Genomic DNA, 26,260 nt, shown 5'->3' with positions numbered 1-26,260 from the left:
TTATTTCGCCACAGGTGGGTACATCTGTGGCGTTTTATTTTTCAGGACACCCGAACTTTGCGGCAAATCAATTAGTTACCGTTATGGAAATAATAACATTCGAGTCCAAAGCCTACAAGGAACTGGACAACAAGATTACCGCCATTGCCGACTACATCTTCAACCACATGGAAACGGCAAGGCAAAGCGAGGAAGACATGTGGGTGGACAGCTACGAGGTCTGCACGTTCCTGAAAATAAGCGAAAAGACCCTGCAACGCCTGCGGGTGTCGGGGACTATCGCCTATTCCAACATCAGGGGACGTTACTTCTACAAGGTCAGCGAGATACGCCGGATGCTGGAAGAACGCCTGATAAGGAGCAACAAGGAGAACATCGACAACCTGATAACCAACCACCAGTTGTATGCTAAGGAAAGAGGAAATCTTAGAAAGAACAAGTAACGGGCTGGCGGTGTTCAAACACTACCTGCCCGGCAACTGGCGCATAGGTCGCAACTTCCTTAACCCGTTGTACGAGGACAGCAAGGCTTCCTGCAACATCTATTTCGACCGCCGGGGCGGTATCTACAAGATGAAAGACTTCGGCAACGACAGTTACAGCGGCGACTGTTTCTTCCTCGTGGGGCAGTTAAAGGGGCTGGACTGCAACCGGGCGGCTGACTTCGTGGAGATACTGGAAATCATCGACCGGGATTTGGGCTTGGGGCTGGCTTCCGGCACTCTGGTTTCCGTTCCCCCGGCAACCGTCTGCCGGGCAGTGCCGGACAAACCCGAAGAAACGCCCGAAAAGCCCGTCAAGCCCTACCAGTTCCGGGAACAGAAGTTCCCGCTTGCCGAACTGGTGTACTGGCAACAGTACGGCATCACGCCCGAACTGCTGGAACGTTACAAGGTCTGCTCGCTCCGGGAATACAACAGCGAAACGGCAGAGGGCAAACCGTACACCTACACTTCATCGGTGGCAGAACCCATGTACGGCTACAAGGGCAAACAGCACATCAAGCTGTACCGCCCGTTCTCCACGCCCCGCTTCCTCTACGGCGGCAGCTTCGGTGAGAACTACTGTTTCGGGCTGGAACAACTGCCAGCCAAAGGCGACACGCTATTCATCACGGGCGGCGAGAAAGACGTGCTTTCGCTGGCGGCGCACGGTTTTCACGCTATCTGCTTCAACAGCGAAACGGTGACGATACCGCCCACGCTGGTCTATCGGCTGACGTTCCGCTTCAAACACATCGTCCTGCTCTTTGACATGGACAAGACGGGCAGGGAAAGTTCATGCAAGCAGGAAAAACTGTTGGAAGAATTTGGCGTGAAACGCCTGCTGCTGCCGCTTCCGGGAACGAAAGAGGAAAAGGACATATCCGACTACTTCAAAGCCGGGAACACCCGTGAAGATTTCCTGAAACTGTTTATCGAATTTTTAGACAACCTGTATAGCGATACATTGATTATGCTTAAATCGTGCGAGATAGATTTCAACAACCCGCCCGCCAAAGCGCAAGAGATTATTTCGGCGGGTGACGTTCCGTTAGGAACGCAAGGCAACCTGTTCGGCATCACCGGGGGCGAGGGAACGGGAAAGAGCAATTACGTAGCCGCAATCGTGGCGGGCTGCATCTGCCCGGCTGGTGCGGAAGTAGATACGCTGGGCATACAGATAACCGCCAACGGCAAACACAAGGCGGTCTTGCTCTACGACACCGAACAGTCGGAAGTGCAACTGTTCAAGAACGTAAGCAACCTGCTGGCACGTGCCAAACAGCCGGACAAACCCGATGAACTGAAAGCGTTTTGTCTTACCGGTATGTCACGCAAAGAACGCCTGAACGCCATTGTACAAAGCATGGACAAGTTCTACTACCAGTACGGCGGCATCCAGTTGGTCGTCATTGACGGCATCGCAGACCTTGTTAAGAGTGCCAACGATGAAGCGGAAAGCGTGGCGGTGATAGATGAACTTTATCGGCTGGCGGGCATCTACAACACGTGTATTCTGTGCGTGCTGCACTTCGTCCCCAACGGATTGAAACTGCGGGGACATTTGGGCAGCGAGTTGCAGCGCAAGGCGGCTACTATCCTGTCCATTGAGAAAGACGAAGAACCTACCCAGTCGGTGGTAAAAGCCCTGAAAGTAAGGGACGGAAGCCCGCTGGACGTGCCGCTGATGCTCTTTGCTTGGGACAAGGAAGCCGGGATGCACGTGTACAAGGGCGAGAAACCACGTGAGGAAAAGGAGAAGCGCAAGGAAAGGGAACTGGTGAATGTCGCACGTGACATCTTCGGGCGGCAGACACGCATCACCTACATAGACCTTTGCGAGCAGTTGCAGCAGGTATTGGACATCAAGGAGCGCACCGCAAAGAGCTATATCCGCTTCATGCGGGAAAGGGACATCATCACCAAAGACACGGCGAACCAAAGCTGTTTTGTCATCGGTTCATATAATCTTCAAAGGAACGCAAGCTGCCCGTAGGCGTATGGGCTGAACTTGTGTATTTTTAGGTGCTTGTGTCCTGCCCTGTTGTGATAACACGGCAGGATTTTTTCTGTTTGCACGTGATTTTTCAGGGTATTTGCTTAACTTTGCAGAAGTTACACGGAAAAGTAACGGCAGTTGGACGGCGGTTGCCGGAATATTGCCTTTATATATAACATATACGTTCGCCGAACGTCCCAAAGTAGAAAACTGGCACTTTTCAAAAAGAGGGGATATTCAGCGCAGGATATGCTATGCGTTTGTCATAGCGTGGCTGCACTGTTTCCTCTTTTGGGTATGCCAGTACCTCTACTTTGAAACAGCGTCATGCCACGCTTTCTTTTTGGGGGTGGCGGCTAACGTGCCAAGACAGTAGGGATTTATATCACTTTAATACCTGACAATATGGAACAAATCAAAGCGCACATCGCCGTATCGCTGGACGGGCATACCGCCACGCCGGACTATGAACTGGACTGGATGCCCCGTGAGGTCAAGGAACTGGCGGCAAGGGAACACGCCGCCGCAAGCTGCCTGCTTATGGGGGCTAACACCTACAACTACATCTTTGAACACTGGGGCGGGTGGCCGCACAAAAGCAAACGGTCTTTTGTGGTGTCACACTACGATACCAACGTGACGCCGGACTGCGGGGTGGAGTTCCTGACCGAAGAACCGCTGCAAAGGGTCTATGAACTGAAACTGGAAACCGACATGCTGGTGGTGGGTGGCGGCAAGCTGCTTACTTCATTGATTAAAGCCGGACTGCTGGACAGCCTGACAATCTACACCGTCCCGGTCATGGCGGGCAAAGGCATCGGTTTTGTCGGGGAAACATCCGGCTCGCTGTGGAAGCTCTCGGAAAGCAGGGTGCTGGATAACGGGGTGGTCTGTTCGACCTACCTGTTTGGCGGGAACATATAAAAAAATGCGCCCGGTTTCCCTCCGGGCGCAACCACTAAAATTTCAATTATTATAAGCTGTAAAACCTATCACAATGAAATTTCAGCGGCAAAGATAAGCTATTTCTTCGGTTTCGCTTTCTTTTCGGGGAATGAAAAACCGACATTGAACTGCTCGTCCAGTACCAGCGAAGCATCGAAAGCCTTGCCGTTCTTGCCCTTGAAGCCCTTGATTAGCCCGGTCTTGCGTTTCGTCACCAGCTCGACAATCTGCTTGTCGGAAAGCTGCTTGTCGCACTTGTTGCGGAATATGGTAAGCGTGCAGTCCACGTTGGAACACTTCGCCACTTTCGGGTAGAACAGGATGCGCCCGCTGCCGCATTTCGGGCAGGGGCAGGTTTCACCAGCAGCGACAGATAGCTGCACCGATAGCAGTTCTGCGGTGATTTGCGTTGCGTACACCTCGATGCCCTTCCGGAACGTGTCCGCATCCATGCTGCCCGCTTCTATCTTGGCAAGGGCGGTTTCCCACATGCCCGTCATTTCGACATCGGCGATCTTCTTGTCCTTGACAATCCCATAAACGGCAAGCCCCTTGTCGGTAGGCACAAGGTTCTTCTTCTCACGCACGATGTACTGGCGGGCGAACAGCGTTTCGATAATCGCCGCACGAGTGGCGGGCGTGCCTATCCCGGCATCTTTCAGGCTGGCTTTCAGTTCGGCATCTTCCAGTTCCCTGCCTGCGTTCTCCATTGCCGCCAACAGGCTGCTTTCCGTGTGCAGCGGTTTCGGCTTGGTCTGCTTTTCGAGCAGATCCACGCCGGAGAGTGGCAAATATTCTCCCTCTTGGAGTGGCGGCAGGCTGGCGGCTTCTTCATCCCCGCCCGTTTCCTGCTCGCCGAACACGGCACGCCACCCGGCTTCTTTCATCACAGACCCTTTCACCGTGAAGTCGGTATCTCCCCCTGACAGCAAGGCGGTGGTAACGTCTTTCACGCACTTGCCCGAAAAGGCTTCCAGCATACGCCCGGCTACCAGCTCGTAAACCGCCCGCTCGTCTTTGGAAAGTTCGCCGGGCAGGTTCTCGGTAATGATTAAGGCGTGGTGGTCGGTCACTTTGCCGTCATTCACGCTGCGGCGGTTCAGGGGTGTGCCGTCCAGCCCGGCGGCATACCCGGCAAAGCGGGGGTATTGCCCCAGCAGGGCGACACGTTCCGGCATTTCATCGAAAACGTCCTCCGGAATATAGCGGCTTCCGGTTCTTGGGTAGGACATCACTTTCTTTTCATACAGGCTTTGCGCTATGGAAAGCGTCTTGTCAGCCGAGAAGTTCAGCTTCGTGTTCGCTTCCTTTTGCAGCGTGGTAAGGTCGTACAAAAGCGGCGGTTCTTGGCAGGCTTCTTTCCTCTCAACGGATTTAACCACAAGTTGCCCGGCATCCTTTACCCGTTGCAGGGCGGCTATGGCTTCGGGCTGCTGTTCCCACTTGGCGGTCGATTGGGCGGTAAAATTTATTCCCCCGCTGGCGGTCGCCGCTTTGAGTTGCCAAAACTTGGCGGGTACGAAATTCTTGTTCTCCAAATAGCGGCTGCATATCATCACGAGCGTGGGTGTCTGCACCCTGCCCAGCGAGAACACCCCCTGCCCGGCGGCAACGCTCAACGCTTGGGTGGCGTTTATCCCTATCAGCCAGTCCGCTTCGCTGCGGGACTTGGCAGAGAGGTAAAGGTTATCGTAACGCTCTCCCGGCTGCAAGTTATCCAGCCCCTCACGGATTGCCTTGTCGGTAAGGCTGCTTATCCACAGGCGCACAAATGGTTTCCGGCAGTTCAGGTAATGGAAGATATAGCGGAAGATTAACTCACCCTCACGCCCGGCATCGGTGGCGACAATAATCCGGTCGCACTGGTCGAACACTTCCTTTATCACTTTCAACTGTTTCAGCACGCTGGGGTCTGCCTTGTAGCCTTTCTCCGCTTTTACCTGACGGGGGATTAGCTGGAAATCGGGCGGCAGTATGGGCAGGCTCTCCCTGCGGAAGTTCGCCACGCCGTAGGCTTCCGGCATGGCAAGCTGGATTAAGTGGCCGAACGCCCATGTCACCATATACCCGTTGCCTGAAAGATAACCGTCATTACGCCCGGTCGCACCGATGATGCGGGCGATGTCCTTTGCCACGCTGGGCTTTTCTGCTATCAATGCAATCATAATTCTTTACTTTTTAATGGTGGATATTACATTTTCATTCCTCTGGACTTCTTGGGCTTGTCAGCTTTCAGGCTCTTGTCCTGCGCTTTCTCCTGCTTCTCTTTCTGCTTGGCGGTGGGCTTGTCCTGACCCTGTTTCAACGGCTCTTTGCCCTGCTTGGTGGCTTCGTTGGTCTTGCCCCCCGAATTGACCGCCACCTGCGTCCGGCTCTCGGCGGTGGGGGTAACGTCTTTCGGCTGCACCTTGTCGGGGGATTTGCCCTGTGCGCCGGGCTGTACATGACCGTTGAACTCAACGCCCTTGCCGTCCTTTAGCCCGGCGACCTGCCGCTCTGCGGGCTGCTGCCACTGCTGCAAGAACTGGACGGCGGCACGGGGCAGGAACTCCAAGCCACGCTCCACCGCACTGACCTGCAAATAGGCACTGCGCTGCGTGCCGTCCCTGAATTGCAGGTTTTCCATTTTCACCGCTTGCCCGGCTTCAAAGGCGGCTTTCTGTTCCGGACTGACTTGCACGTTACAGATTGTATCGGGGCATTTCCACTTGTCAGCCCGCATATACTCCAGTTCGTGCGTGTACCTGTCCCGGCTGACGAACACGGGGATTTGCTCGCCGCTTTTGGGGTCTTTGATTTCAGCGATGCCGCCCAAGTTGCCAGTGCCTTGCAAGTTGCCCTGTTCCTGCTTGGTGAACTCGTGTTCATGGAACGGGCGTTGCAGCAGTTTCTCGTCCTGCTGCACGCCGTGCAGCTTGGGTACTACCATGCCGTCCTTTGCCTGATAGAAAGAGAGCTTGACATCGGTAGGTTTGAGGTAGAAGCCGCCCACCGTCCCCGAAACGGTGTAGGTGTTGCGGGACTTGTAGCCACGCATCACCCGGTCGAAGTCCCTCGTGTTTTTCAGGGTGTCGGCGGTGATGCCGACTTTTTTCAGGTTCTCCCAGTCGATTTTTGCAGGGTCGAAGCGGTAGCCCTGCTTGAACTCGTGGAAGTCGGGCTTCGGAACTCGAAGCATTTCAGCCCGCTTGTCACCCTCCGGTGTAGGGTTGCGGTGGTTGTCCTCGATTGCCTTTGCGTCCCGCTCCGCTTCGGAAGCCTTGACGCTGAACAGTTCCAGCCCGGAAGTGTCCTGATACTTGCGGTAGAAGTTGGAAATGAAGTTGCTGAACACATCGCTGTTCTTGTCCACCTGCATGAACTCGCCGCCGTGTCCGGTAGTGGGTGGCACGGTCTGCAAATTGCCGTCCTTGTCGATACCCTTAACGGCACTCACCTTTCCCTGCTGTTTATCCAAGACCAGCAGCACGTCTTTTTCCTGCCCCTCTGCGGGCGGGGTCATTCTGTTTGCCATAAATAATTGGAATTTTAGTGGTTACGGGAATAGTCCCGCCCAAAGGTAGCGACTAAATATGCTATATTTGGACGGGCGGCAAGGACTGTCCGAATTTGTCCTGCGCTGTCTGAAATTGTCCGGGTGGGATGAAATTCTGCAACCATTGGTTGCAGAATTGAAAAGGGCATAAAAAAGAGAGCGAAGTTAATCACTCTCTTGGAGTGAGCCATTTATGAGCCATTTAATTATAGACCTTATGCCTTATAATCAACGACTTATTAAAATTTGCATTATGCTTGCGAGCCATTTGTGAAGCGTTTATGAAACGTTTGCTATTTTATCAATAGGCTAATAATGAGCTACATATCAAAATTAATACTGAAATACAGCTTATTTTTGGAACGTTTGTGAAGCGTTTGGCAAGCCTTTGATTGAGTTTCCGTTATTCTTCTATTATCAGGTGACACGACAAAAAGAAAACATCTTCGGCAAAATCTTTGTTATGTTTTTGCAGGTGATTACATAATATACTATCTTTGCATATAGAAACAAAGGACATAAATATGGCTTCATTCAGAAAAGAGATACTTGGGCAGATTGAACGGATAGATACCGGGCGTATATTCACGTTCCGGGATTTGTCGTTTGAAACGGAAAAGACCGCCAATGTTGCGGTGCTACTTTCCGAACAGAGCCGCAAAGGGGTACTGGTACGGGTTGAAAAGGGGGCGTACTACCGTCCCAAGAAATCAGTGCTGGGACTGGGAAAGCTGCCTGTCTATCAGGATGAACAGTTCCGCTACCTGACTGAAAAACTGAACGGCTATATCACGGGGGCTTACGTCTATAACAAAATGGGGCTGACCGAACAGGTAGCCACAACCATAACGATAGCCACTCCTAACCCGGTTCGCCGTTTCCGTTTCAAGAACTTGGATATAGAGTGCGTGAAAGCCTACTGCATGGTCTATCCGGATGAAAGCCTTGTCCCATACTTGCGGCTGCTCGATGCGATAAAGGACATGAAGCGCATACCCGGAACAACCGGGCAGGACATCTACAACCGGGTCAAAAGCCAATATTTCAACGGGTACAGCCTGCCGGAACTGGAAAAAATCGTATCTTTGGCGAAAAGTTACCCGCCACGTGTCAGAAAGGTGGTGGCGGACATACTGGGCGACATCAGACAAACCGTGTTGCAAACGGAAATGGTAAAGACCATTCTTCCCACGACACGGTTCAACTTGGATTATAAAACAGCATAGGACAGAAATATGAATTTACATTCGGACAAGGAAGCGTTCAAGGAAATCATCGCACTGGCGGCTGAACATTTCGGCTACGAGCAGTCGCACGTGGAAAAGGATTACTGGGTATCGAAGATACTGCGGGATATTTCCATGTCCGAATATGCGGATAAGACCTACTTCAAAGGCGGAACTTCACTTTCCAAAGCCTACGGGCTGATAGAACGTTTCTCGGAAGATTTGGACTTGTTCGTGTTCACGGGTGACAAAGGTGCGTCCAAGCAGGCGGAAAAGACATTGAACAAGAAACTTTCCAAATACATAGCCGAACTCAATAGTGACATATACAAGGAAGATTTGTCGGAAACGGGCGGTAATTACCGTAAACTGTATTTCTCGTATGACAATGTATTTCAAGGCGTGGGACTGAAAGAACATTTGGAAGTAGAGATAAAATCCTGTGACCTGCCGGACAAAAAACGGATGTTCTACCCGGCGGACAAGCGGGTTATCAAACCGATTGTGACCGCCTTTCTTGAAAGCATCGGGCAAGAGGAACTGATAAGCACCTACGGGCTGGGAAGTTTTGAAACGCAGTGTATCAACCCCCGAAAGACTATCTGCGACAAGGTTTCAAGGCTGGTAAAGCTGTCTTACAATGAGGATGCAGCCGCACTGTTGGCAAAGCATATCCGTGACGTTTACGACTTGTCGGCACTCTACCACAATCAGGAATATAACGATTACCTACATTCGGAAGATTTCTTGGATGCCATGTACCGGGTGACGATAGAGGACGGACTAAATAAAAACTCCCGTTCGCACTTGTCGCTGGCTGATGCACCGATATTCAAGGATGCCGAAGCGGTCATGGCGTTGCCCGAAGTGGCTACGGCGTACACTGCCGATTTGAAGAAACTGACTTTCGACAAAAGCAAGATGCCGCCGATAGGCAAGGCTGTGGAAGCATTGAAGAACCTGCACGAAATATTAGTGCGTTTTGAAGCCTACCGCACCAAAAAGCAAAATGAAGAACAACCGTAAAGCTACATCGGCTGTTCTTCACTCCATACATTATTATATACAGCTATTCTTCCTCCTTAATCAAGTGGCATAGCTCCGGGTCGTTCTTAATCCGGGTTATCTCGTCCTCGACAATCTGCCGGACTTCCTGACGGATGCGGTCATAGTTGGCTTGTATCTCTTCCTGCATCCGGTCGTTGCCGTCCTTGTCGGTGAAGTCAATTATCTGCGGCAACTTCACGTAACGGGCGGTTTCCCGCTTCACCTTTTCATTGTCCACCACGATTTCACAGTGGAAAATCTTCTGCTCTATCCGTTCATCGAAATTGTCCGCCACAGCCCCCACGAACATACCTTGCGTGAGGTTGGATATTTTGCTGGCGGGTATCAGGCTGTCCATTTGGGTACTTATCGAGGTGGACTTCTCCCGCTGGTTGATTGTCATGCTCTGCCGTTTCTGCAACACCTTTCCGAAACGCTCCGACAGTATTTTTGCCGTTTCACCGACTACCTGACCGCTAAACACGTTGCCCACAGTATTTTGTATCACACGGCTTTCCTTGTCCCCATAGTCACGGGTAAGCTGGCTGTAATCCTGAAAGCCCAGCAGAACCGCAACCTTGTTGCTTCGGGCGGTCGCAATCAAATTATCAAGCCCACGAAAATATATAGTCGGTAATTCATCTATTATCACCGAACTTTTAAGCTGACCTTTCTTGTTTATCAGCTTCACTATTCTACTGTTATATAATCCCAGTGCCGCCGAATAGATGTTCTGACGGTCGGGATTGTTGCCGACAACCAAGATTTTAGGCTCTTTCGGGTTGTTGATGTCCAGCGAGAAATCATCACCTGTCATTACCCAGTAAAGAGCGGGTGAAATCATCCTTGAAAGCGGGATTTTCGCACTTGCTATTTGACCCTGCAACTGCTCTTGAGCGTCTGATTCCCAAGCATCTACGAACGGCGAAAGGTAGTTTTCCAGTTCGGGATAACTGCGCAAAATAGTGAATACATCGGCGTATTTCTTGTTCAATAGTTCAATGGCATGGGGGAACGTGCAATACTTACCGCCTTGATAGATACGGAGATACCAAATTATAGCCGCCAAAAGAATAATCGGGCTTTCCACGAAGAAGTCGCCCTGCTTGCTTATCCAACTTCGATTGAGGTTAAGCATTATCGTGTAGCTGGCTTCGTAGGCATCCGCAATGTCTGACATGAAGCTGGCGTTTATCGGGTTGCATCGGTGGCTCTTGCGGGGGTCGTCAAAATTGATAATGTAGAATTTGGGCTTTACCTTATACCCGTCCAAGTGGTTAAGCAAATGATTATAAGCGATTTCCGACAAATCGGGAAACTTATAATCATAGCAGTAAAGCGCAAAACCTTTCTCGATTTGCTGTTTTATGTAACTGTTCACCACTGCATACGATTTGCCACTACCCGGCGTACCCAACACAAGGCTGGCACGGAACGGGTTCACGACATTTATCCAACCGTTATTCCATTTCTTCTTATAGTAGAACCGGGTAGGCAGATTTACCGAATACTCGTTCTCGATAAGCCTTGTTTCCTGCTGGAAACTTTCGTTCTCGGTATTAAAGACATCATCCATTAGGTTGTTCTTCAACAGCCGGGACATCCATGTACCCGCCATGAGCATACAGATATAGCCCGCCGACAGCGTGGCGATATAAAACACAGTGTCCGCCGTGTGTGGCAGCGGAAGTTCCAGCAGCCACCAGTTCAGAAAAAACAACACGACACCTGCCGCAAGGCTGCAATGTATCTTCGCCCACGTTATCTTTTCCTCTTTCACGCCCTTAGTGCCGATACACGACAGGGCGAGGAACACCACCGAAAATAGTTTTGTCCAAAGAACGGACGAGAACAGCCCGGTGGTGCGCTGAAAGTTCCACAGTATCTTGTCTATCACTTCAAAGGTCACTCCCCACTCTTTCAGGGTGGAGTAACAGAACCAGTACACGTTTATTCCCACGAATAGAATACTGACAGCCCGCATAAAGTCCATGACCCTTGCAAGCCCTCTCAAATCATCTTCCTGTTGCATGATTGTAATGTTTTTTTAAGTTAGTCGATGCGCCTTGTGCGCTTCTTTTTCTTCTTTCTCTTTTGGCGGGCGGTGTCCTGCGGATCGTCACCGCCTGATGCACCGCCGCCCAGCAATCCACCGAACGCACCCAACACGGAAGCCACACCCGGAACGATGTCGGATTTCGGCATGAACCCCGGTTGTTCCTGATGCGTGGGCTGGTCTTGCTGCGGTGCTGACACTTCGGGCTGGTGCATCTTTCCGGTTTCGCCCGAAAAACGTTCGTTGAACACGTTCGCCGAATACTCCTTGCCCAAGCGTGAACCGTTCAGCACCACCCGGCTGTCATGGTCGATGAACGTAACGCCATAGATGCGCCCGCTGTCATTCTGACGGAATACCACGTCAATGCCCTGCTTCTTTAGCTGTTGTTCCAGTTCCTTGCGGCTGCGGGTGGTCTGCATGGCAGTGGCTACAATCTTCCGGGTGCGCTCTTTCAGTTTCCCGTTCCTGATTGCTTCGCCCGATTTCTCCATTCTGCGCTGCACCGCTTCATAACCCACCGACTTGCCGATGCGGGAAGCCTTTACCGGGTTGCCCGCCTTTTCGCCCTTGTCGTTCATGGCGGAATAGACAATGCCCTGATAGGGCTTGCCGTTCACTTCACCCTTGACTTCCTCGGCGCACACGTTGTAAGCGGCAAGCAAAGCCTTGTACTCCCCGAACGACTGGAAGCGGTAGCCATAGCAAGCCGCTTTCACGGTATTGCCGATTTGGTGCTTCACGTCCCCGGCGGCATAGTCCACCTTTTTAAGTTCCGGGCGTTCGGCACGTTCCTTTCGCTCTGCCGGGTGCAGCCCGTATTTCTTTTCCAGTTCACGGGTGATTTGCTTGCTGCGCCGATGCTCGAACTTGTCATTCAGCGGCTTGCCGTTCTCGTCCACCCGCAACCCCACGATGTGGATGTGGTGGCGGTCGATGTCGGTATGCTTGTACACCAAATAGGGCTGGTCGCCATAGCCCAACTTCCGCATATACTCTTTGGCAATGTCGGAAAGCTGCTGGTCGGTCAGCACGTCTTCCGGGTGCGGGTTTATGGAAATATGAAGTATCGGCTTCTTGGTGGATAGCTGGACGGGCATCTGCATTTCAAAGCTGCGCATACACTCGCCGATAGAGAAATTCCCGTCCTCGCTCAACAGCATCCGGTTGGAGAAAAGCACCTTTGCTTCCCCGCTGTCCACCTTGTTTTGGTTGTACGCCAGTGTGCCGAACATATTGCCGCCCGTGCTTATTTTGGCAACCATAGTTCCTTGCACTCGTTTGTCAGGTCGATAACCTGACGGTTCAACATCGCCAGTTCGGTGGTCGCTTTCTCTAATTTATAGAGAAAAGCCAGTGTCTTTTTCTCCGAAAAGTTGTTGTGCAACGCCTTTACAACTTGGTTGTAATTGACCGCCACGGCTCTGAATTGTGCATAAAATTCGGTCAGCCGGGCGCAATATTCTACTGCCGATTTGTCCACTTTCACCACCCGGAACGGCTCGCCGAACAGCCGGGCGGCGATGAAACGGGACTTGCTCGTGACGCCCGACTGCTCCCATTGCGAGAGGAAGCGGGCGTTCTCCCGGTCGTTCAGGTAAAGGACATGGCGATGCTTCGCCGGGTCTGCGAGGGCGGGGCGACCGCCCTTGTTAGGTTTTCTTGTTTCCATGCTTCTTTGGATTAAAAAAATTACGACTTCGGAGTGATTTTCACCCCCGCAAGGGGCAAGGCGTTTTCAGGCACGGAAAACGGTTCTATGTGCCATAGAACACACCTTGCTATTTTCTGACGAAAATCGAAATCCGTCACGGACGGATTGGGGTTAGCGTGGAACGGTAAGCCCTGCGTTCACCAGCCCGGTTTTACACCTGCGCCTCCTGCGGTTCGTTACTCCGCTGCAAAGTAACGGTGATTTATAATGCTGTAAAATAGGTGGTTGGTGGACAAAACGGGACAGCGCAGGACAAATCGGGACAAGGTTTTCAGGGGACGTTTTTTCTCCCTTTTTTTGCATCGGATTTCAAGATTGAAAGCAAGATTGAAAGAAATATTCCAATCAGGAAAGAATGATTGAAAGCAGGATTGCAATAAAACGTGATTGCAGGATTTCAATATTTCAAGAAAGAATGAAAGCAGGAAAACAAGATTGAAATAAAACAATCTTTCAATATTTCAAGATTGCAATATGGAATGAATGATTGAAAGCAATAAATAAATCTATCAACCAATAATGAACGGAAGCAATATGGAAAACGAGAAAACACCCCTGTATGTCGCCTTTTCCACCCAAAAGGGCGGGGTCGGCAAAACAACCTTTACCGTGCTGGCGGCGAGTTACCTCTACTACCTCAAAGGCTACGATGTGGCGGTGGTCGATTGCGACTATCCCCAACACTCCATTGCCGGGATGCGAAAGCGGGATGCCGAGCAGGTCGGGGCGGATGAAGATTACAAGCGCATGGCGTATGAACAGTTCACCCGGTTGGGAAAGAAAGCCTACCCGGTATTGTGCAGTTCACCTGAAAAGGCGATTGCAACGGCTGACGGATATATAGCCGCCGGACACGTGCCGGATATAGTGTTTTTCGACCTGCCCGGCACGGTGAACAGCGAGGGCGTGATAAACTCCCTTGCGGGCATGGACTACATTTTCACCCCCATTTCAGCCGACAAGGTGGTACTGGAAAGCAGCCTGTCGTTCGCAATGGCTATCCAAAAGCTATTGGTGAGGAATGAAGCCTGCCGACTTGCCGGGCTGTACCTCTTTTGGAACATGGTGGACGGGCGGGAGAAAACAGACCTTTACACCGCCTACGACAAGACCATTAAGGAACTGGAACTGCCGTTGATGAAAACCTTTATCCCCGATACCAAACGCTACAAAAAGGAACTGGTGGCGGATAAAAAGGCGGTGTTCCGCTCCACGCTCTTTCCCGCCAGCCGCCCGCTGGTAAGGGGAAGCAACTTGGAAGAACTGATAACCGAAATAACGTACTACATCAAATTAAAATGATATGGCAAAGCAAAGCGGCGGGATGCCGAAGATAGACGAGGATTTCATGAAAGAGCTTATCTCGCAGGGTGTTCCCAGTAAACAAGATAATAATAAGACGAATGATGTACCGCAAGAAACACAAACAGAAACGGTGCAAGTAGAGAAACCGACACCCCGCAGGCGCAAGGGCGGTTCGGGCGACTACCGGGAAACCTACTTTCAGAAAGTGGAACTGGCAGACCGACAGCCCTTATACGTGAGCCGTACCACGCACGAGAAGCTGATGCGTATCGTGACAGTGATAGGCGGGCGCAAGGTGACGGTAAGCAGCTACGTGGAAAACATTCTGCTGCGGCACTTCGAGCAGTACCAAGACGAGATAAACACCCTGTACGAAAGCCACTTCCAAAAGCCTGTCTGACTATGATAATCTATTGCATACTTACCGGGCTTTTGGTGTACTATATCGCCCTATGGCTGTGGTATCGCTACACGGACAGCCGGACATCACCGGGCAGAACGGATGATGCGCCACTCCCACGAAACGGGGTTTCGGGCTACACGCTGATAGGTGAAAGCCGATACAAGGGCGGACTAATCGGGACAGAGCAGGACAAATCGGGACACCTCCCGCAAGCGGCTGAAAATGATACTATTTTTGCGCCGCAGGCTGACGGACAGCCGGAAGAAAACATTCCGGAAGCAGTAGCCGAAGCGGAAGAAACGCCCGGTTACGAGAATGACGAACTCGACCACGAGGACGAGGAAATAGCCGGGTACATGGACGGTGACGATGATACCGAGCGGGCTACGGGCGTGAGCTTCGATGAACTGGGCGAAGCGGTACGCACGGCGAACGCCGACAACCCCACCGAAGCGGAGAAACGGCAAGCCGCCGGGACACTGGCAAGCATTGAGGGGACGAACCTCTACGATGCGGTGGTGGAGAACATCAACGGCGGGCTGGCAAGGGTGGCGGAACTGCTGGGACGCAACGAAGCGGAACTGGCTACGGCTGCTGTCCCTGCCGGAACTGGCGATACAAGCGAGGAACACGAAGCGTTCGACATGAACGACTTCCTATAATATAATAATGTATAAGCCTGACAGCATGAAACAACGGGATTACGGTTGATTGGCAACCTGAAAACAAACAGACAAACGGGACTATCCCCGACACTAAAATTTCAAATTATTCACCAGCCGGGAAAGGCGGACTATCCACCCGCCGCCCGGCATTAAAAACAAATCACAATGAGAAAGAAAATCTTCTTGTCGGCGGCTATACTTGCCGCCGTGGTAAGTGCCTACGCACAAGGAAACGGGCAGGCGGGCATCACCGAAGCCACGAACCTAATCACCGGGTATTTTGACCCCGGAACAAAACTGGTGTACGCAATCGGGGCGGTCTGCGGCTTGATTGGCGGGGTAAAAGTATATAACAAGTTTTCAAGCGGAGACCCCGACACCTCAAAGACCGCCGCCAGTTGGTTCGGGGCGTGCATCTTCCTGATTGTCGCCGCCACTATCCTGCGTTCGTTCTTCCTCTAAAAAGGCGGCAATGTCTGAATATCCGGTAAACAGGGGTATCGGGAAGCCGGTGGAGTTCAAGGGGCTGAAAAGCCAGTACCTCTTTATCTTTTGCGGCGGCTTGCTCGCTGTCTTCGTGGTGTTCATCGTCCTGTTCATGGCAGGCGTGAACCAGTGGCTATGTATCGGTTTCATCGTGTCGGCTTCGCTGCTGCTCGTGTGGCAGACGTTCCGGCTCAACGCCAAGTACGGCACGCACGGGCTGATGAAAGCAGCCGCACGCAAAAGACACCCACGCTTCATTATCAGCCGAAAGGCGATACCCCGGCTGTTCAACTACAAAAGAAGAAAGGAAGAAAGAACATGAGGAATATGTTAAAGGCTACCACGCTGGAAAGGAAATTTCCCCTTTTGGCGGTGGAGAACGGCTGCATCATATCAAAGGATGCAGACCTGACGGTGGCTTTCAGGGTGGAACTGCCCGAACTGTTCACCGTCACCAGTGCCGAGTACGAAGCTATACATTCGGCGTGGTACAAGGCGGTCAAGGTGCTGCCCGACTACTCCATAGTACACAAGCAGGACTTCTTCATCAAGGAGAACTACCAGCCCGACACCGAAAGGGACGAGCTTAGTTTTTTAAGCCGCTCCTTTGAACGGCACTTCAATGAACGCCCGTTCCTGAACCATTACTGCTACCTGTTCCTGACAAAGACGACAAGGGAGAGAAGCCGCCGACAGAGCGATTTCTCCACCCTATGCCGGGGCAGGATTGTTCCGCAGGAGATAGCCGACAAGGAAACGGCGGCAAAGTTCATCGAAGCGGTCGGGCAGTTTGAAAGGATTATGAACGACAGCGGTTTTGTCACCCTTACCCGGCTGGCGGCATCGGAAATCACCGGGCAGGACGGAAAGGCGGGCATCATCGAGAAATACTTCTCGCTCTCGCAAACAGATACCACCTGTCTGAAAGACATCGGGCTGTACCCGGAAGAAATGCGGGTCGGGGACGACATACTGTGCCTGCACACGCTCTCGGACGTGGAAGATTTGCCCGGAAAGGTCGGGACGGACTGCCGATTTGAGAAGCTATCCACTGACCGGAGCGACTGCCGACTGTCATTCGCCGCCCCGGTGGGCGTGCTGTTGTCGTGTAACCACGTCTATAACCAGTTCATCTTCATAGACGACCACGCCGAAAACCTGAAGAACTTCGAGCAGACCGCCCGGAATATGCAATCGCTCTCCCGTTATTCCCGTGCCAACCAAGTGAACAAGGAGTGGATAGACGAGTACCTGAACGAAGCCCACAGTAAGGGGCTTATTTCGGTACGCTGCCACTGCAACGTCATGGCATGGAGTGACGACAGGGACGAACTCAAACGCATACGCAACGATGTGGGAAGCCAGCTTGCGCTAATGGAGTGCAAGCCACGCCACAACACGGTCGATACGCCCACGCTCTTTTGGGCGGGCATACCCGGCAACGAAGCCGACTTCCCCACAGAGGAAAGTTTCTACACGTTCTTGGGGCAGGCTCTCTGTCTGTTCGTGGAAGAAACGAACTACAAGAGTTCGCTTTCGCCGTTCGGCATCAAAATGGTGGACAGGGTAAGCGGTCGTCCGCTGCACATCGACATATCGGATTTGCCCATGAAGAAAGGCATCACGACCAACAGAAACAAGTTCATACTTGGGCCGAGCGGGTCGGGTAAGTCCTTCTTTACCAACCACATGGTGCGCCAGTATTACGAGCAGGGTGCGCACGTGCTGCTGGTAGATACGGGTAACAGTTACTTGGGGCTGTCCCAGCTTATCCACAACCGCACGCACGGCGAGGACGGGATTTATTTCACCTACACCAACGAGAACCCGATAGCGTTCAACCCGTTCTATGTCGAAGACGGGGTATTTGACATCGAGAAGAAAGAGAGTATCAAGACCCTGATACTCACCCTGTGGAAGCGGGACGATGAAGCCCCCAAACGGTCGGAAGAAGTGGCGTTGTCCAATGCGGTAAGTGCCTATATCGACCTGATAGGCAAAAACAGTTCGGTAACGCCCTGCTTCAACACGTTCTACGAGTTTGTCCGGGATGATTACCGCCGACAGCTTGAACAGAAGAACGTCAGGGAAAAGGATTTTGACATTGACAATTTCCTGAACGTGCTTGAACCGTACTATCGTGACGGTGAGTACGACTACCTGCTGAACTCCGACAAAGAGCTGGATTTGCTGCATAAACGCTTCATTGTCTTTGAATTGGATAACATCAAAGACCACAAGATTTTATTCCCGGTAACGACTATCATCATCATGGAAGCTTTTATAAACAAGATGCGCAAGTTAAAGGGGATAAGGAAGTTAATACTAATCGAGGAAGCGTGGAAAGCGATTGCATCGGCGAACATGGCGGACTACATAAAATATTTGTACAAGACCGTCCGAAAGTATTTCGGGGAAGCGATTGTAGTCACGCAAGAGGTAGAGGATATTATTTCTTCCCCTATCGTGAAAGAGAGTATCATCAATAACTCGGACTGCAAAATATTGTTAGACCAAAGGAAATACCTTAACAAGTTCGACAGCATACAGAACCTCTTGGGACTGACCGACAAGGAGCGTTCGCAGATATTGTCTATCAACATGGCGAACCACCCCGGACGGAAGTACAAGGAAGTTTTCTTCTCGCTGGGCGGCACACAATCGGCGGTGTACGCCACGGAAGTTTCATTGGAAGAATATTACACGTACACGACCGAGGAAAGCGAAAAAATGGAACTGTTCGCTCTTGCCGAGAAGCTGGACGGCAACCTTGAACTGGCTATCAAGCGGCTTGCAGAAAGCAAAAGAAATCCCCAATCATCAACAACTTAAAAATTAGGAACATGAAATGGATTGACAATCTGATATACACGCTATTGTCCGCCTGCCTGCTGGCGGGCTGCGAGGACAGCGGAAGCAAGGAGCTGGAAAGGATGCAGGGCTATTGGGTACACGTCAGGGGACACCCGGCTTTCACACTCTCGGAAACGGGCGGCAGATACACCGTCACCCGGAAAGCGAATGTCAGGGGCAGAATACTGGAAACGGCTTACCCGGTAACAGAACGGAACGGCTGCCTGTTCATCGAAACGGGCTTCCGCATACAGTTCACCTATGACAAAAAGACCGACCGGATAACGCTCATGCCCGGCGGCGAATACAAACGAGTTACAAACCCTGAAAACAAAAGATAATGAAAAGAACAATTCTCCTTATGGCGGTGTGCCTTTGCTTCATCGGCAAGGCATCCGCACAGTGGGTGGTGTCAGACCCCGGCAACTTGGCGCAGGGCATCATCAACACCACCAAGCAGATAGTGCAGACTTCCACCACTGCCAAGAACACGCTGGACGGCTTCATGGAAGCGCAGAAGATTTTCCAGCAGGGTAAAAAATATTACGATGCGCTCAAAGCGGTACACGATGTTGTCAAGGGCGGCATCAAGGTGAAGAAGTCCATTGAGCTGGTGGCGGAAATATCCGAAATCTACGTGCGAAACTATCAGAACATGCTGGCAGACCCGAACTACACGCCGGATGAACTCACCGCCATTTCAGCCGGGTACGCCAAGCTGCTCTCCGAAAGTGCGGACGTGTTGCAGGACTTGAAGAATGTAGTGAACGTGACGGGCATGTCGCTGACGGATGCCGAAAGGCTGGCGGTAATCAACAACGCCTATAAAAGCCTGCTCAACTACCGCAACCTCGTGAACTACTACACCCGAAAGAACATATCCGTGTCCTACCTGCGGGCGAAGAAGAAGAACGACACCGACCGGGTGCTGGCTCTCTACGGCTCGGCGGATGAACGCTACTGGTAACATATAAATCGGTATGCCTATGTTATTAGCAGCGGTGGATTTTGACAACCTGCACCAAGTGTTGCGGGTGCTGTACGATGAAATGATGCCCTTGTGCAGCAACATGACGGGGGTAGCCAAAGGGATAGCCGGGCTGGGAGCTTTGTTCTATGTAGCCGCCAAAGTGTGGCAGTCGCTCGCACGTGCCGAACCCATAGATGTGTACCCGCTCCTGCGTCCCTTTGCGTTGGGGCTGTGCATCATGTTTTTTCCAACTTTCGTGCTGGGGACTATCAACACGGTATTGTCGCCAGTGGTAAAAGGGTGCAACCAGCTTATGGAAACGCAGACTTTCGACATGAACGAGTACCGGGCGCAGAAAGACCGACTGGAATATGAAGCCCTGATGCGAAGCCCCGAAACGGCTTACCTCGCATCGGACGAGGAATTTGACCGACAACTGGAAGAACTGGGCTGGTCGCCCTCCGACATGGTGACTATGACGGGCATGTACATGGACAGGACGGCTTACAACATCAAGAAGTCCGTCCGGGACTGGTTCAGGGAGTTATTGGAAATGCTCTTTCAGGCGGCGGGGCTGATTATAGACACGCTGCGCACGTTCTTCCTAATCGTGTTAAGCATACTGGGTCCGCTGGCGTTTGCGATTTCCGTTTATGACGGTTTCCAAAGCACGCTGACCCGGTGGATTTCACGCTATATCTCCATTTACCTGTGGCTGCCCGTGTCGGACTTGTTCAGCAGCGTGCTGGCACGCATACAAACCCTGATGCTCCAAAAAGACATCGAGCAGCTTTCAGACCCGGATTTCATCCCGGACGGGAGCAGCACCGTGTATATAATCTTTATGATTATCGGCATCGTGGGCTACTTCACCATTCCAACGGTGGCAAGCTGGATAGTGTCGGCTGGCGGTACGTCTGCCTATAACCGCAACGTGGCACGGGCTGGTTCAATCGCCGGGGCTGCGGTCGGTGCGGCAAGCGGGAAAGTAACCGGGAAACTACTCAAATAACCAACATCAATATTTAGTATATGGAATTTAAGTCATTAACGAACATCGAAACGAGTTTCCGGCAAATCCGGCTCTTTGCGCTGGTATTCATCTGCCTGTGCGCACTGGTGACGGGCTTTGCCGTGTGGAACTCGTACAGCTTCGCCGAAAAGCAGCGGCAGAAGATATACGTCCTCGACAACGGCAAAAGCCTGATGCTGGCACTCTCGCAGGACATGGCGCAGAACAGACCCGTGGAAGCGAAGTCGCACGTGCGGCGTTTCCACGAACTTTTCTTCACCTTATCACCCGAAAAGGGGGCTATCGAAAGCAACATCAAACGCTCGTTGTTTCTCGCCGACAAGACCGCTTTCAACTATTACAAGGACTTGGCGGAAAAGGGCTACTACAACCGGGTGATTTCCGGAAACGTCACGCAGACGGTGGAGATTGACAGCGTGAAGTGCGACTTCGACCAGTACCCCTACAAGGTGAACACGTATGCCCGCCAGTTGATTGTCCGGGAAAGCAGCCTGACGGTGCGAAGCCTTGTCACCTCGTGCCGGTTGCTTAACGCCACACGGAGCGACAACAACCCGCACGGCTTTATCATCGAAGCGTTCACCATTACCGAGAACAAGGATTTGCAGACCATTAAAAGATAGCCTTATGGAAAGAAAACGAAACCACATCGAAAAGGTGCGGGACTGGGCGGACGACCGCCTGCGCCGAATGTGCGGACGGATTACGCCGGGCAAAAGGCTGGCGGTTATCCTCCTGATGTTCTTCTTTTTCGGCGGCTTGTCTATCTACATCACCGTTTCATCAATCTACAATATCGGGAAACGGGACGGGCAAAGGCTGCAAATAGAACACATCAGACAACTGCCGTTGCACGGCAATGACACAACCAAAAGTATCAACCCGTTAAACAGACCGCAATATGGAAGAAGTACAGAAGAATGAGAACGGCACGACCGTACCGCAGGCGGACGGGAAGCCGAAAAAGGAAGATAAACCCAAACGGGAACTTACCCCGCAGCAGGTGCAGCAGCGCAGGAAAATGATAGTCTTCCCGCTGATGTTCCTTGCCTTTGCAGGGTGCATGTACCTGATATTCGCACCCTCCGGCAAAGAGGACGTGAATGTGGAAAGCGTGGGCGGCTTCAATGCCGACATACCCCTGCCCGCAGAGGACGGGATTATAGCCGACAAGCAAAAGGCTTACGAGCAGGCGGTGACAAACCGCAAACAGCAGGACAAGATACAATCCTTGCAGGACTTCGGTTTCACGCTGGACGATGATACGGAAGAACCACAAGAGGAAATCAATCTGATGCCGGAAGAAGATCCGAAGCCACAAAGGGGCGGCGGTGCTTCTTCAAGGGCGGCTTACCGGGACATCAACCGCCAGTTAAGCACGTTCTACGAAACGCCCCCTGTGGACGAGGAAAAAGAGGAATTGAAACGGCAGGTGGCGGAACTGACCGACCGACTGAAACAGCAGCAGAACGCCACGCCTACGGCTGACGACCAAATGGCACTCTTGGAAAAGTCCTACGAGCTGGCGGCAAAGTATATGAACGGGCAGGACGGACAAAGGGGACAGATTGCCCAAATACCGACAGCCGGGCAGAACGGTGGCGGTATCGGCACTCCGGCTATTCCGGTGCAGGCTATCCGGGAAACGACCGTTTCGGGATTGCAGCAGCCCATGAGCGATGCCGACTTCATCCGGGCTTACAGCCAGCCACGAAACTACGGCTTCAACACGGCGGTAGGCACGGGGTACGCTATGGGAAAGAACACGGTAGCCGCCTGCATACACCAAGACCAAACGCTGGTGGACGGGCAGGCGGTGAAACTCCGGTTGCTCGAACCCATGCAGGCGGGAAATATCGTTGTGCCGAAGAATACCCTTGTGGCGGGAACGGCAAAGGTGCAGGGCGAACGGCTCGACATACTGGTGTCCTCGATTGAGTACGCTGGCAACATCATCCCGGTGGAACTCGCCGTGTTCGACACGGACGGGCAAAAGGGGCTTTCCGTCCCGTCCTCTATGGAGCAGGAAGCGTTCAACGAAGCTATGGCGAATATCGGAAGCGGGCTGGGTACAAGCATATCCTTTGCCCAAAGTGCCGGGCAGCAGGTGGCTATGGACGTGACAAGGGGCTTGCTGCAAGGAACGTCCGGCTACCTCGCCAAGAAGTTCCGAACCGTGAAAGTGAAGCTGAAAGCCGGGTACAGGGTGATGCTTTACGCCAAACAGCAATAATTACTCAACAAATATTCATCCACTAAAATTTTAATTGACAATGAAACAGATTTTTGTATTGCTCGCCCTCTTGCTGGGCGTGTGTGCAGCAAACGCACAGGAAACCGACACAGTGAAGTATGCGGCTGGCAACGACTTGTACCGGGGGATTACCCGGAAACTCCCGTACCGACAAATGGTAACGCCCTACGGCGTGGAAGTGACCTTTGCCAAGACGGTGCATATCATCTTCCCCGCCGCCGTCCGCTACGTGGATTTGGGAAGCAACCACATCATAGCGGGCAAGGCGGACGGTGCGGAGAACGTAATCCGGGTGAAAGCCACGACAGAGGGCTTTCCGGGAGAAACGAACTTCTCCGTCATTTGCGAGGACGGGAGTTTCTTTTCATTCAACGCCAAATATGCACGTGAACCGGAAATGCTCAACATCGAAATGAAAGACTTCTTGGAGAACGAGGACACCAGCGACTTTTCGCATACCCGCATGAACATCTATTTCCGGGAACTGGGTAATGAAAGCCCGCTGCTGGTGAAGCTGATAATGCAGAGTATCTACAAGAACAATGACCGGAAAGTGCGCCACTTGGGTAGCAAGCGTTTCGGCATACAGTTCTTAATCAAGGGGATTTACACATATAACGGGATGCTCTACGTGCACACGCAGACAAAGAACAGTTCCAACGTGCCTTTCGACACGGACTTCATCAGGTTTAAGATAACCGATAAAAAAGTGCCCAAACGCACGGCTATTCAGGAAACGGTACTGGATGCGGTACGCAGCTACAACGAGGTGATAGAGATTGCCGGGAAATCGACCGTGCGCACGGTGTACGCCCTGCCGAAGTTTACCATTCCTGACGACAAGCTGCTGGTCGTGGAACTCTACGAGAAGAACGGCGGGCGGCATCAGACCATACGGGTGGAAAACGCCGACATCGTGAACGCAGAAGTGATTGACGAACTAAAAATCAAATAGGGAATGAAAAGACACATCTTTATAATGATGCTCTTTGCGCTGTGCCTGACCTCGTTTCAGGCACACGCACAAAGATACCTGCCGGGCATGAAAGGCTTGCAGGTCACGGCGGGCATGACGGACGGGGTGCATTGGAACGCTGGCAGTGATTTCGCCTACCACATCGGGGCGGCGTACAGCGTTTACACCAAGAACGCCAACCGCTGGGTGATTGGCGGCGAATACCTGCACAAGAAGTATGACTACAAGGATATGCAGATACCCGTAGAACAGTTCACCGCAGAGGGCGGCTATTACCTGAAATTCCTATCGGACAGACGAAAGACCTTTTTCCTTTCATTGGGCTTGTCGGCTCTCGCCGGGTACGAAACAAGCAACCGAAGCGAAAAGCTGCTGCCGGACGGCTCTACCTTGCTGGATAAGGACTGCTTCATTTACGGCGGTGCGCTGACGCTGGAACTGGAAACCTACCTGACCGACCGGGTGGCTCTGCTGTTGAACGCAAGGGAACGGGCGTTGTTCGGCTCGGACATCGGCAAGTTCCACACGCAGGTATCTTTGGGACTGAAATTCATTATCAACTGACCGCTATATAATAATGTATATGAAGAATGTAATGTATAAAATCATCATGGGCTGCTGCATCGTGGCCGCCCTCGTGCTTGTGACCGCCTGTAATGACAACTTGGATATTCAGCAGGCGTACCCGTTCAGCATCGAAACACTGCCAGTACCCAAAAGGCTGAAAGTCGGGGAAACCGCCGAAATACGCTGCCGACTGGTGCGTGGCGGCTACTACCAGCCGACTACCTATCAGATAAGGTACTTCCAGCCGGACGGCAAAGGGAAGCTGGAAATGGATAACGGCACGGTGTTCCTGCCCAATGACTTTTACCCGCTGGAGAAAGAAACATTCCGGCTCTACTACACCTCGGCATCGACAGACCAGCAGACGATTGACATTTATATCATCGACAGCTTCGGGCAGATGCAGCAACTTACACTATCATTTAATAATGACAACAGCGAAGAAGGAACGGAAACAATAACCCCCTAATAATAAAACGACATGGTAAAAATAGAATTGGATATAGAAGGTATCTCGTGGTACATAGAAACCACGTTGGAAACAGATACAGTTCCGGCAGTAGGTGACATCATCATTGTGGACAAGGACTGTATTTCCGAACGTGACAGTGCTGAATTATGGAAAACGCCGTCCAATCAGGTTTTCAAATGGGCGGACGAAGAAGATGATGCGCCCGTAATGGTATGGTTCGATTGCGAAACGGAAATGCTTGTCACTAAACGGACATGGAAATATGACATCGAGGAAGAAGAAACCGTGTGCATACTTGGGGTAAAATTTATTCACTATGAGGATTTATAGTTGCGACATCCGTTTTTATCATCCTCTTGGGAAACCGGGTATGGAATGATACGCAAAGCGTAAATATCGGGCAGACAGCCCGCCGGGAAGCATCGGCGGGCTGTTTCCATGATAGGGAAAACGAAAGGCTTCTTTGTTACTTTCTTCACCCGCTGGCAGGCTCACGGAAGAAAGTAACGGCGGCAAGCAGCCGCCGTCCTCTATCAACTGGTTTTAAGGCTCTTTATGGACGTGTATTTCTCTAACCACACCTTTACCTGCTCCATGTTATATTCGCCCGTGATGATTGCCGTATGGTCGTCTATGGCTACAAACCGGACACTTTCATAGCTGTTTACCCAACCTTGCAGGGAACAGACGCCCCACGTTTCCACATCTTCAAAAACACTGCGGTCTATCCGGCTGATTGGCTCGCCGAAAACTACCGTCATTATCTGAAAGTCCGGTTTGTCCTCCAACAGTTGCAAATGGTGCAGCGTGCCGAACTCGTCTATTTTGCGCCCCCACGCCCACACATCATTATACAAATCATCGCCCCACTGGTGCGGGTGGTCGAAACGGACTTTTACCTCTATGGTGTGTTCGTTTTCTTCTGTGTCCTCGATAACGCCCGTTACCATTAAGCCCGTAAAAATACACTCGCAACGCCTGCCGATAAGCTTCTTGTTTACTTCTGTTGTTTTCATGTCCCTGAAATTTACTTGTTTATTACTCCGTTCTTCTTCACTACCCATTCGTCACGCCTGCGGCGGCACTCGTCCAGCGTTTTGGCTACCATGCTGAAAAGTTCGCCGTCCGTGTGGCGGTAGTCATATTGATAATAAATTTGTCCCCTGAAAGCCCCTAAACGGCATTTCACGAACTTTTCTTCTCCCGGTGTCTGGGTGATGCTTACCCCGTTTTTGTTAAGTGACTGCATGATGTCTTATTTTTTTATGGTTA

Annotated in this window: 28 protein-coding genes; 21 read left to right on the top strand and 7 right to left on the bottom strand. The window is 51.8% G+C overall.

Annotation, left to right across the window (positions count from 1 at the left end):
- Positions 1-14 precede the first annotated feature (14 nt).
- From MUN53_RS04130 to MUN53_RS04120, 3 genes are all read left to right on the top strand, one after another.
- Positions 15-443: a helix-turn-helix domain-containing protein gene (locus MUN53_RS04130; protein ID WP_008648468.1), complete on the top strand. Its 429-nt coding sequence runs from the start codon at positions 15-17 to the stop codon at positions 441-443.
- The gene (locus MUN53_RS04125) at positions 406-2,478 is read left to right on the top strand and encodes a bifunctional DNA primase/helicase (RefSeq protein WP_243323533.1); all 2,073 of its coding nucleotides are present in this window, start codon (positions 406-408) and stop codon (positions 2,476-2,478) included. The genes MUN53_RS04130 and MUN53_RS04125 overlap by 38 nt, the downstream gene beginning before the upstream one ends.
- 408 nt (positions 2,479-2,886) lie before the next feature.
- A complete protein-coding gene (locus MUN53_RS04120; protein WP_243323532.1) occupies positions 2,887-3,405 on the top strand; it encodes a dihydrofolate reductase family protein in 519 nt (172 codons plus the stop codon).
- Positions 3,406-3,503: 98 nt separating this feature from the next.
- Here MUN53_RS04120 and topB read toward each other — a convergent pair whose 3' ends face one another.
- Positions 3,504-5,591, bottom strand: a complete 2,088-nt coding sequence (gene topB / locus MUN53_RS04115; RefSeq protein ID WP_243323531.1) for a type IA DNA topoisomerase — start codon at positions 5,589-5,591, stop codon at positions 3,504-3,506.
- A 26-nt stretch (positions 5,592-5,617) separates the two neighbouring features.
- Positions 5,618-6,940 (bottom strand): DUF3945 domain-containing protein, encoded by a 1,323-nt coding sequence (locus MUN53_RS04110; RefSeq protein ID WP_008648469.1) that lies wholly within the window; start codon positions 6,938-6,940, stop codon positions 5,618-5,620.
- Between the two features lie 545 nt (positions 6,941-7,485).
- On the opposite strand from MUN53_RS04110, the gene MUN53_RS04105 reads away from it, so the two are divergent.
- Positions 7,486-8,187, top strand: a complete 702-nt coding sequence (locus MUN53_RS04105) for a DUF6088 family protein (RefSeq protein ID WP_007754166.1) — start codon at positions 7,486-7,488, stop codon at positions 8,185-8,187.
- A gap of 9 nt (positions 8,188-8,196) precedes the next feature.
- Positions 8,197-9,213, top strand: a complete 1,017-nt coding sequence (locus MUN53_RS04100) for a nucleotidyl transferase AbiEii/AbiGii toxin family protein (protein WP_007754159.1) — start codon at positions 8,197-8,199, stop codon at positions 9,211-9,213.
- Between the two features lie 43 nt (positions 9,214-9,256).
- Here the strand turns inward: MUN53_RS04100 and mobC are convergent, their stop codons facing one another.
- The 3 genes from mobC to mobA are packed head-to-tail and all read right to left on the bottom strand — an operon-like array spanning position 9,257 to position 12,962.
- Positions 9,257-11,266 carry a conjugal transfer protein MobC gene (mobC, locus tag MUN53_RS04095; RefSeq protein WP_007754157.1) on the bottom strand — a complete coding sequence of 670 codons (2,010 nt, stop codon included), beginning with the start codon at positions 11,264-11,266 and terminating at the stop codon, positions 9,257-9,259.
- A gap of 20 nt (positions 11,267-11,286) precedes the next feature.
- The gene (gene mobB, locus MUN53_RS04090) at positions 11,287-12,555 is read right to left on the bottom strand and encodes a conjugal transfer protein MobB (RefSeq protein ID WP_008648472.1); all 1,269 of its coding nucleotides are present in this window, start codon (positions 12,553-12,555) and stop codon (positions 11,287-11,289) included.
- Entirely contained in the window at positions 12,540-12,962 is a 423-nt protein-coding gene (mobA, locus tag MUN53_RS04085) for a conjugal transfer protein MobA (protein WP_007754154.1), read from the bottom strand. The genes mobB and mobA overlap by 16 nt, the downstream gene beginning before the upstream one ends.
- Positions 12,963-13,523: 561 nt before the next feature.
- Between mobA and MUN53_RS04080 the strand changes: the two genes are divergently transcribed.
- The 16 genes from MUN53_RS04080 (at position 13,524) to MUN53_RS04005 (ending at position 25,318) form a co-directional block, all read left to right on the top strand.
- Positions 13,524-14,306, top strand: a complete 783-nt coding sequence (locus MUN53_RS04080; protein ID WP_004308752.1) for a ParA family protein — start codon at positions 13,524-13,526, stop codon at positions 14,304-14,306.
- Between the two features lies 1 nt (position 14,307).
- A complete protein-coding gene (locus tag MUN53_RS04075; RefSeq protein ID WP_008648474.1) occupies positions 14,308-14,709 on the top strand; it encodes a DUF3408 domain-containing protein in 402 nt (133 codons plus the stop codon).
- A 2-nt stretch (positions 14,710-14,711) separates the two neighbouring features.
- Positions 14,712-15,374 carry a hypothetical protein gene (locus tag MUN53_RS04070; protein ID WP_243323530.1) on the top strand — a complete coding sequence of 221 codons (663 nt, stop codon included), beginning with the start codon at positions 14,712-14,714 and terminating at the stop codon, positions 15,372-15,374.
- A gap of 168 nt (positions 15,375-15,542) precedes the next feature.
- Positions 15,543-15,839: a DUF4134 domain-containing protein gene (locus tag MUN53_RS04065; protein ID WP_004308755.1), complete on the top strand. Its 297-nt coding sequence runs from the start codon at positions 15,543-15,545 to the stop codon at positions 15,837-15,839.
- Positions 15,840-15,849: 10 nt separating this feature from the next.
- Positions 15,850-16,185: a DUF4133 domain-containing protein gene (locus MUN53_RS04060; protein WP_007845738.1), complete on the top strand. Its 336-nt coding sequence runs from the start codon at positions 15,850-15,852 to the stop codon at positions 16,183-16,185.
- Complete coding sequence (locus MUN53_RS04055; RefSeq protein WP_243323529.1) at positions 16,182-18,695, top strand: TraG family conjugative transposon ATPase; 2,514 nt, start codon at positions 16,182-16,184, stop codon at positions 18,693-18,695. The genes MUN53_RS04060 and MUN53_RS04055 overlap by 4 nt, the downstream gene beginning before the upstream one ends.
- Before the next feature lie 11 nt (positions 18,696-18,706).
- Positions 18,707-19,057 carry a DUF3876 domain-containing protein gene (locus MUN53_RS04050; RefSeq protein WP_004326111.1) on the top strand — a complete coding sequence of 117 codons (351 nt, stop codon included), beginning with the start codon at positions 18,707-18,709 and terminating at the stop codon, positions 19,055-19,057.
- Complete coding sequence (locus tag MUN53_RS04045; protein ID WP_008648479.1) at positions 19,057-19,683, top strand: DUF4141 domain-containing protein; 627 nt, start codon at positions 19,057-19,059, stop codon at positions 19,681-19,683. The genes MUN53_RS04050 and MUN53_RS04045 overlap by 1 nt, the downstream gene beginning before the upstream one ends.
- A gap of 19 nt (positions 19,684-19,702) precedes the next feature.
- Positions 19,703-20,698, top strand: coding sequence for a conjugative transposon protein TraJ (traJ, locus tag MUN53_RS04040; RefSeq protein ID WP_007845741.1), 996 nt, complete (start codon positions 19,703-19,705; stop codon positions 20,696-20,698).
- 20 nt (positions 20,699-20,718) lie between these two features.
- The gene (gene traK, locus MUN53_RS04035) at positions 20,719-21,342 is read left to right on the top strand and encodes a conjugative transposon protein TraK (protein WP_004308760.1); all 624 of its coding nucleotides are present in this window, start codon (positions 20,719-20,721) and stop codon (positions 21,340-21,342) included.
- A 4-nt stretch (positions 21,343-21,346) separates the two neighbouring features.
- Complete coding sequence (locus MUN53_RS04030; RefSeq protein ID WP_005924209.1) at positions 21,347-21,643, top strand: TraL conjugative transposon family protein; 297 nt, start codon at positions 21,347-21,349, stop codon at positions 21,641-21,643.
- Positions 21,621-22,952: a conjugative transposon protein TraM gene (gene traM / locus MUN53_RS04025; protein ID WP_243323528.1), complete on the top strand. Its 1,332-nt coding sequence runs from the start codon at positions 21,621-21,623 to the stop codon at positions 22,950-22,952. Before MUN53_RS04030 ends, traM begins: the two co-directional genes overlap by 23 nt.
- A 40-nt stretch (positions 22,953-22,992) precedes the next feature.
- The gene (gene traN, locus MUN53_RS04020; RefSeq protein WP_008648483.1) at positions 22,993-23,928 is read left to right on the top strand and encodes a conjugative transposon protein TraN; all 936 of its coding nucleotides are present in this window, start codon (positions 22,993-22,995) and stop codon (positions 23,926-23,928) included.
- Between the two features lie 3 nt (positions 23,929-23,931).
- Positions 23,932-24,513, top strand: a complete 582-nt coding sequence (locus tag MUN53_RS04015) for a conjugal transfer protein TraO (RefSeq protein ID WP_007845747.1) — start codon at positions 23,932-23,934, stop codon at positions 24,511-24,513.
- Between the two features lie 13 nt (positions 24,514-24,526).
- Complete coding sequence (locus MUN53_RS04010; RefSeq protein WP_008648484.1) at positions 24,527-24,985, top strand: DUF3872 domain-containing protein; 459 nt, start codon at positions 24,527-24,529, stop codon at positions 24,983-24,985.
- A gap of 12 nt (positions 24,986-24,997) precedes the next feature.
- The gene (locus MUN53_RS04005) at positions 24,998-25,318 is read left to right on the top strand and encodes a hypothetical protein (protein WP_004327301.1); all 321 of its coding nucleotides are present in this window, start codon (positions 24,998-25,000) and stop codon (positions 25,316-25,318) included.
- A 203-nt stretch (positions 25,319-25,521) separates the two neighbouring features.
- Here MUN53_RS04005 and MUN53_RS04000 read toward each other — a convergent pair whose 3' ends face one another.
- Both MUN53_RS04000 and MUN53_RS03995 read right to left on the bottom strand, forming a co-directional pair.
- Positions 25,522-26,004, bottom strand: coding sequence for a DUF7258 domain-containing protein (locus MUN53_RS04000; protein ID WP_032852536.1), 483 nt, complete (start codon positions 26,002-26,004; stop codon positions 25,522-25,524).
- Positions 26,005-26,015: 11 nt separating this feature from the next.
- Positions 26,016-26,237 carry a DUF3873 domain-containing protein gene (locus tag MUN53_RS03995; protein ID WP_008648489.1) on the bottom strand — a complete coding sequence of 74 codons (222 nt, stop codon included), beginning with the start codon at positions 26,235-26,237 and terminating at the stop codon, positions 26,016-26,018.
- Positions 26,238-26,260 lie beyond the last annotated feature (23 nt).

Origin of the sequence: Parabacteroides faecalis, from assembly GCF_022809355.1 — a bacterium.
GTDB classification, from domain to species: domain Bacteria; phylum Bacteroidota; class Bacteroidia; order Bacteroidales; family Tannerellaceae; genus Parabacteroides; species Parabacteroides faecalis.
This window is presented reverse-complemented; position numbering and strand designations above follow the sequence as displayed.